The organism is Planctobacterium marinum (genome assembly GCF_020687805.1).
GTDB classification, from domain to species: domain Bacteria; phylum Pseudomonadota; class Gammaproteobacteria; order Enterobacterales; family Alteromonadaceae; genus Planctobacterium; species Planctobacterium marinum.
The window spans coordinates 561,231-567,019 of sequence record NZ_JAJEWQ010000004.1; the positions used below are offsets into that span (position 1 = coordinate 561,231).

The 5,789-nt window shown below is 47.8% G+C and carries 7 protein-coding genes; all 7 read right to left on the minus strand.

The features are described 5' to 3' along the window. On the minus strand, positions 1–619 hold a 619-nt coding region (locus LJ740_RS23335), incomplete at its 3' end, for a GGDEF domain-containing protein (protein ID WP_229530100.1). Continuing rightward, the gene (locus LJ740_RS15950) at positions 579–1,142 is read right to left on the minus strand and encodes a methanogen output domain 1-containing protein (protein ID WP_229530101.1); all 564 of its coding nucleotides are present in this window, start codon (positions 1,140–1,142) and stop codon (positions 579–581) included. The genes LJ740_RS15950 and LJ740_RS23335, both read right to left, overlap by 41 nt. A gap of 448 nt (positions 1,143–1,590) precedes the next feature. Further along, positions 1,591–3,075 (minus strand): HAMP domain-containing sensor histidine kinase, encoded by a 1,485-nt coding sequence (locus LJ740_RS15955; protein WP_229530102.1) that lies wholly within the window; start codon positions 3,073–3,075, stop codon positions 1,591–1,593. Further along, positions 3,072–3,797, minus strand: coding sequence for a response regulator transcription factor (locus LJ740_RS15960; protein WP_229530103.1), 726 nt, complete (start codon positions 3,795–3,797; stop codon positions 3,072–3,074). Before LJ740_RS15960 ends, LJ740_RS15955 begins: the two co-directional genes overlap by 4 nt. A gap of 72 nt (positions 3,798–3,869) precedes the next feature. Continuing rightward, positions 3,870–4,595 (minus strand): spondin domain-containing protein, encoded by a 726-nt coding sequence (locus LJ740_RS15965; RefSeq protein WP_229530104.1) that lies wholly within the window; start codon positions 4,593–4,595, stop codon positions 3,870–3,872. Positions 4,596–4,604: 9 nt separating this feature from the next. After that, on the minus strand, positions 4,605–5,300 hold the full coding sequence (locus LJ740_RS15970) for a spondin domain-containing protein (protein ID WP_229530105.1): 696 nt from the start codon (positions 5,298–5,300) through the stop codon (positions 4,605–4,607). Positions 5,301–5,479: 179 nt separating this feature from the next. Beyond that, the coding region (locus LJ740_RS15975; protein ID WP_229530106.1) for a tetratricopeptide repeat protein at positions 5,480–5,789 on the minus strand (310 nt) is incomplete at its 5' end.

Consider the following 5,789-nt stretch of genomic DNA (forward strand, 5'->3'; position numbering starts at 1 on the left):
CAAACGAATCATTGATGGCCTTAAAATCATCAATATCCACAATCGCGATGGAGTGGGTGTGATCTTCACAGTTAAAGGGCGATTGATGATCGCTAAATTCATTGCTGATGGCTCTGCGATTTAACAAGCCTGTCAGCGGGTCGGTGATGGATTGCTTAACCTGTTTTTTCAATTCTTCCTGAACCTGATCTACCTGATCTTTCAGGCGGCGGAATTTTCTCTCCAGCAAGGAGTTATTGTCGGTTAACCTGATCAGCAGGTGAGTGGGTTGTCTGTTGCCTTCGGTTCTTACTGAGGACAGGGTCATGGCGATAACAGACTGCTCGTTGGAAATCGGGTGAGCTGCTTCAAAACGCGATGGAATGTTAGCTGTGGTGCGCAAGGTGCCCCTGGCTACTCTGGAGAACTTGAGCTGATCAATACCCAGCACCTGAGGCAGGTTGTGTGGCTGGGTGGTGTCTTGATCACAATGTTGCAACAGGGTTTTGGCCGTGTTGTTGAGATTGATGATATTGCCTTTGTGATCGCACAAGTAGGCGGGCTCAGAGAAGCCATTTAACAAGCTCTGAATAGAGAATCTAGGCCCTGTTTTTTCCTGCTGATTGATTAAAATACTCACGATACCCCTCACTTTCTGTGAATTCGTCAGACATTTTTAACTCAATGACGACCCGGCATTTGCCGTGGCCCCGCGCGATGGTTTCCGGTAACTTTATCGCGGCATAGCCGTTGTGATTTGACACGATGAAGCCAAACACATTGGAGGTCATCATACACAGTGAATCCCGCCTCAATACTTCATCACCGAATGGACAACAGCTATTGGTTAAAACTATTTGCCGGTTGTTAACCGACGCAACACTAAAATCTCCACCAATACGACGCTTTAAATCCACTAAAATGTCTGCAATAGTTTCCTTGTTAAATTGTCCGGTATTCAGAGACTTCTCGTATTCTATTTCAATTCTGCGCCCCAGTTCCTGGCCCACGATGGCGATAAACCCGGATGCTTCGTCGATACCCACGTTGTCTTCTAACGTGCCCGCTATCGTTCGGATCATTTGCCGGAAAAATTTATCGCTGTTCAGATCAACATCCAGATTTTTGATATCGATGCGCTGCTCGGCGGAAATTTCTGGCATACCTGCTCCAGTTGTCACAACAATTCGGAAACAGCAAACCTACTTTGTGTAAAACTCAAAGTCCAATTTTTCAACAGTGTCTAATTTTTCTAAAACGTCATGTAGAGCGTATTGACCTTTGCGGTACAATTTTGCAGCAGTCTGTGTGCAATTTAGACAAGGCGAATGCTTGAAGGTCTAGTGGTTCTAAATCAAAAGCATTCAACGCGGTATAAGTTGCACACAGGTGCCGCCCGAAGGGTTCGTCATATAAGCGCTTTACTCTTTGTCACAGTCCTTTGACTTAGTACCACTAGGCCTGCAGGACTGTTCCGCGATTAAAACGCTTATATTTAGAACAAATTTCGTACAGCAACGGTCATTACGCTCTAGTTTAGTCTAATTAATTTAATTTCACATAAATTGAATGTGAAGTGGTTCACTAATTGGGACTATAAAATTTACACAATTACTCTGCAGGTGTTGGCAAAACAAAGCTGAAGCAGGTTCCCCGGCCTTTTTCACTTATGACGGACAATGAACTGTCATTGAGCTCGATGAGTTTTTTACAGATAGCCAATCCTAATCCGGCGTGAATATGATGGTCTTTTTCACTGTTACTGGCCTGATATCTGGCTTCAAAAATATGCTGTATTTCATTGGCCGGAATACCAACGCCATTGTCCTCCACAGAAACTGCAACTCCATTACACTGGCTTACAATGCTAAGTGTAACTTTGCCGTTTTCCGGTGTGTGTCTGATAGCATTTTCTATCAGGTTGGTGAGCACCCGTTCTAATTTTCCAATGTCGGCATAGACGATGGCATCTGACTGTGCTGCCTGCACCGCTATTTCGATATTCTTTTCCCGGGCGTTCAGGGTAAATTTGGCGGCTATATCATGGATCAATTCCACAATGGGGAAGGGTTCTTTGTGCAGGGTTATCTGACCGGCTTCAATGTAGGCCAGCTCAAAAATCTGGTCGATGAGATGCTTCAGGTTCCTGGCGTTTTTCAGCGATATCTGAATAAAGCGTTCAGTGTCTTCCGGGTTTAAATTCTGATGGTTTAGCGCCAGAGTTTCTATATAACCTTGCAGGTTGGCCAGCGGAGTTCGCAAATCATGAGATAAATCCGCCAACAATGAACGGCGGCGGCTATCCAGTGCCTGCAAGGCTTCGAATTGCCCCTGAATATGGGCCACCATGTCATTGAAGGCACAGCCCAGTTTTTGCACTTCATCTATGCTGTTGCGATCCCACTGCATAGGTGAATACCCGGAGCGGCTGAGATCATAGTCTGCGGCTCGTACTGAATCCATTGCCAGTGTCAGTTTTTTCATGGGCTTGGTCAGCCACGCGAACAAACACACCATCAGCACTAAAAATAACACCAGAGTGGTAACACCCAGTAAGGTAAATTGCGCGAAGTTCTGGTCATGGGTGAGTTTTTTGATAATGGTATCGTACTGTTCACCGCCCAGAATAACGTACAAATAGCCCTGTTTCTGCTGCGCTTTGTAAACCGGAGCAACAGAGAAGATTTTGTCTTTTTTCGGATCTTTGGGGTTGCTGCCATAAATGGGCAACTGGTCCGGGTGTTGTAACAAACGCTCAATGGGTGGCAGGGCCACCTGCCGGGTTTTGACTTTGCCAGGTTGGGCATTAAAGGTCAGAATGTGACCTTCGATATCCAGATAGTAAAACTCAAAGTTGGGCCCCATCACCATCAGGGTATGAAACAAATTACCCAGCGCCTGGTAATCAAAAACGCCTTCTTTCAACAGCGGGTTGTCATCCACTAAATGTTGCGCCAGATTGAGATGCAGTTGTTGCTCTGCCTGATGTTGAGTGCGTTCCTGCATTGCGTTTGACCACCACAGGAAACTGCTGGTGATCAACAAAAATATACTGATGGTGGCCAGAGATAAGCGTTGATAAAAACACAGCTTCACGGTAGCTGCACACCTTCGGGGTTAAACTTATAGCCCACGCCCCAGACGGTCTGCACTATATTGGGTGATGCGGCATCCTTTTCAATTTTGGCCCGTAAGCGATTGATGTGAGAATTAACCGTATGTTCATAGCCATTGTGCGAGTATCCCCAGACCGATTCCAGTAACTGTGCACGACTGAACACCTGATTGGGATGTTTAGCCAGATACCACAGTAAATCAAACTCGGTGGCGGTGAGTTCCAAAGTATAACCGTTTAAGCTGGCAAGTCGGGCTTTGTGCTCAATGTGTAATATTCCGGTTTGCAGTGTCTCATCGAGGTTCTTAGGTGGCTGCTCCGCTAACTGACGAACCAATGTCACCTTGCGCAATTGTGAACGCACCCGGGCCTGTAATTCTCTGACACTGAAAGGCTTTGACATGTAGTCGTCGGCACCCAATTCCAGTCCCAATACACGATCGGTTTCGGAGTTTTTAGCGGTGAGCATTAATATCGCCTGAGCGGGCCTTTCCTGGCGGATGATGCGGCATATGTCTAAACCACTGAGTGAAGGTAACATGATATCCAGCAGCAAAAGATCAAAGTGTTCGGCCCTGGCTTTGTCCAGTGCCTGCTGTCCATCAATGCAGTGCTCTATGTCGATACCTAATTCAGCGAGATTTACCCGGATCAGGTCTGCAATATCAAGATCGTCTTCAACAATTAGTATTTTATGGCTCATGCTTATTCGCAATGTTTAAGTCAACGGGCTCAAACTGACCGGCGGGACAGTTTGAGCCTGGTATCAGGGAGATTATTCAGTTCGGCTTACGCTAATTTTTGCCACGGGATTGTCAAAGGCGTGAACTTTGTTGAGCACTGAACTGGTTAATCCATCTTCGGTAGCAACTATGCCTGGATGCATACTGACAAAATCCACATCGTCACGCAGTGCATCGAAACCGGTTCCACCATCTACAGGACCGGGAATAGTGCCGCTTGCTTCCGAGTTTTTTTCCGTACCTGAATCGTACACATGCGCCGTAGTACTCCAACTGTCACCGGGTGCCAGCTCTGCCAGATTGTGTGCATTGAGTCCGGTAAAGGCATCATTGGTGTTGACCAGCATCGTGATTACCGACAACAGCGGCATGTCATTGTCTTCAATACTGATAGAAATTGTTTCCGATGCACCAGGTGCTATAGGAGCAGCGCCGCTCTCCCCTGATTCCACCATGGAATGACCCAGGATAAAGCTGTTGTCACCGCCTTCTGCCAGATACTCCAGTTCTTCTGATGCGGACTCGCCGATAGTCCAGAATTGACCGGTACTGTGCAGTACCACTGCTACCGGGGACAGCGGCTGGGCATGGCTGAGATTAGTCACAGTGATCTCATAGCTACTGATAACCGGAGCCGGATCTTCGGCCGGGGGGACTTCGGTGGTGTCGTTGTTATCACTGCCGCAGGCTGACAGCATAAACAGGGCACTGAGCGGCAGCAGTTGTTTTTTGTAATGTGTTAGTTTCAGGTTTGTCATGACGGACTCCTACTGCACGGTAACAGTCAGTTTGGCGATGGGGTTTAACCAACGCTGCACACTGCTGTTGATATCACTGATACCACCATCATTCATGCTGTCACCGACATTACCCCGGTGGATATGCACGGTTGTATTGGTTTCCTCTGCGGTGACGCCACTACCCCCTGTCCCAACTAACGCTTCCAGCGGGGGCGGTACAGGCATTCCAGCTTGTCCCGGTGCACCGCTGCCGCGAATTTCATCATTGGCTTCAGTACCGGCATCGTAGGCATTGAGATACAGTGTGTAAGTACCCGCTTCGGTGGGGATGGTCCAGTTATCCAGGCCCACAAAGGCATCATTGGTGGGCAGTAACATGGAAGTCAGTGAGAGCACCGTGTTATTGGCATCGGTACTCAGCGCAAAGGAGCGGCTCATCCCTGGTGCTGTAAGCTCAGCCTGCACTTCGGCGGCATTGCCGTTAACACCGGCAATGATATTCGCTAAGCCGCTGATATCACCGCCTTCTGCCATCATTTGCAGTTCATCGGAGGCACTTTCACCGGTTTCGAACAACGACGACTCAGCAGGGTGTGCGGCGACCAGAATCGGGGTGAAGTAAATCCCCTGGGTCAGATTTTGAAATTCGATGTTGAGTTCCGCGGCATTGGCAGCAGCGCCAGACAGCAAGGCAGTGGACAATATCAGGTTACGCAGTTTCATAATTTTCCTCGGATTGGTTTTAATCAAACAACGGGAAAAGTATGAAAAACAGTTATCGCAAAAGTATCACGGAAGTATGACAAATTCCTTCTAAGTTACTCACGATATGTTCAGGAAACGTCAGGGTTTGGTGCATTACAGCCCCGGTAGGGGCTGTTAGCTAAACATTGAAGGCCTCGCTAATACAACATAGCGTATAGTTTACGGCGGTAGGTACCAGCCAGACTGTCGCCCTCGGGCAGGGCATTGATGGCATCAATCAACAGTTTGCGGGCTTCGCCAAAATTCAGGTCTTTTTGCAGTACTTTGAGAAGTAACGCCAGACCTTCTTCCTGGCGATTATTTTGCTGGTACTGCACTGCCAGGTCTATTTTGGCTTGTAAATCGTCGGGGTTTTTCTCCACGACCTCTTCCAGGGCAATGATTTCAGGCGACTGAGAGGCCTTTTCTGCCAGTTCCAGTTTGCCGCGCAGCGTTTGATAATTGGCA